Origin of the sequence: Synechococcus sp. R55.7 (genome assembly GCF_047461955.1) — a bacterium.
Lineage (GTDB): Bacteria > Cyanobacteriota > Cyanobacteriia > Thermostichales > Thermostichaceae > Thermostichus.
The window spans coordinates 3,897-5,114 of sequence record NZ_JANSIC010000094.1; the positions used below are offsets into that span (position 1 = coordinate 3,897).

Below are 1,218 nucleotides of genomic sequence, written 5' to 3' on the forward strand. Positions count from 1 at the left end.
AAGGCCATCTGCGCGGCGTGCTGTTCCCGGTTTTCAAGGCTCGGCCGAACATGGCAAGTTCTTCTCCGCAAGTGATCCCAATGCTTTTGGATGTTGAAAACAACTTTGTCTCAACGCACGCGAAAGCCGATCCGACCGCCTTCAATATCAAAGGCAACGTCGGCGTTGAAAAACAGTGGCATGCCCAACAGTTGCACTCCTTGGTTGCCGTTAACAAAAATCCGATCCCGGCTGGGCGTAATGGGAAAGCCAACCCGAATGCGGTAGTCAAAAGCCCCCTCCAGCACAGCTCGCCACTCTGCCCCAGGGGGTAAGGTCGAGGTGGAGAAGGGAGCTGCCCCCAACAGCCTGACGTTGAGAAAAATGTCGGAAGAACCACTGTCAAAAACGGTGGGGCTGAGAGCATTTTGAATGGAAGTGTTGCTAATGCTGTAGGCCACTTGTAAAGCCTCATCCCGCCAGATGGGGGTGCCGTCGGGAAAGCTTCCCACCTGGGGAAACTGCCGGAAATTGAAGCCGACGGTGTTGGCAGCCGTTAGGCCAACCGTGAACAGGCCCTGGGTGGAGTTGAAGCCCCCCGTTTGAATAATGTACCCAGAGCGGAAATTGCCCGGAAGACGGGTGAGCGGGCTAAACAGCTCGCGGTTGGGGCTGCGCTCATCCAAGGACGTGCCTAGGATCCCGGCGAAGGGCCGCCCTTCTCCAAACAAGTTCTCTGAACAACTGGCCACCAGGGCGTCCACACAGGTGATCCGGTCGATCAACTGAATCGTTACCGGCTCCCGACTGGGGATCCCGCCTATGCTGAAGGGGGCGCGGGCCAACACCCCGATAAATTGCGTGCCATCTCCGAACGTCACAGTGGAAGGGATCCCCGTCCGTTCCAGGCCAAAGCGACCTGCCGCCGTCGCTACAATGCGCAAACCTGCCGAGCCGGTATCCAGTAACACCTCAGCTCCGCTCCCGGCCACCCCCACTGTCAGGCCCAGGAGCTTGAAGCGGCTGTTGCCCAGGGTACGCACCGGCATGGGAATCGACTCGGTTCCCGGTTGAGGTGGGAGAGGGATCAACGCAGGGGGGGAAGCTGCAGATTCCCCCTGGCCAGAACAGCCGGCACCGAGCAGCAGCAAGGTCAAGATCCCAACCAGGGCGATCACCATTCCCCAAGGGCTGTGCCAAGCCCACCCAGACCGTGGCTCATCCTTTGGGCCCGACCTC

General features: G+C 59.5%; 1 protein-coding gene. It reads right to left on the minus strand.

The features are described from left to right. Positions 1-110: 110 nt before the first annotated feature. Complete coding sequence (locus NW820_RS06660; RefSeq protein WP_414407038.1) at positions 111-1,160, minus strand: hypothetical protein; 1,050 nt, start codon at positions 1,158-1,160, stop codon at positions 111-113. Between the last annotated feature and the right edge of the window lie 58 nt (positions 1,161-1,218).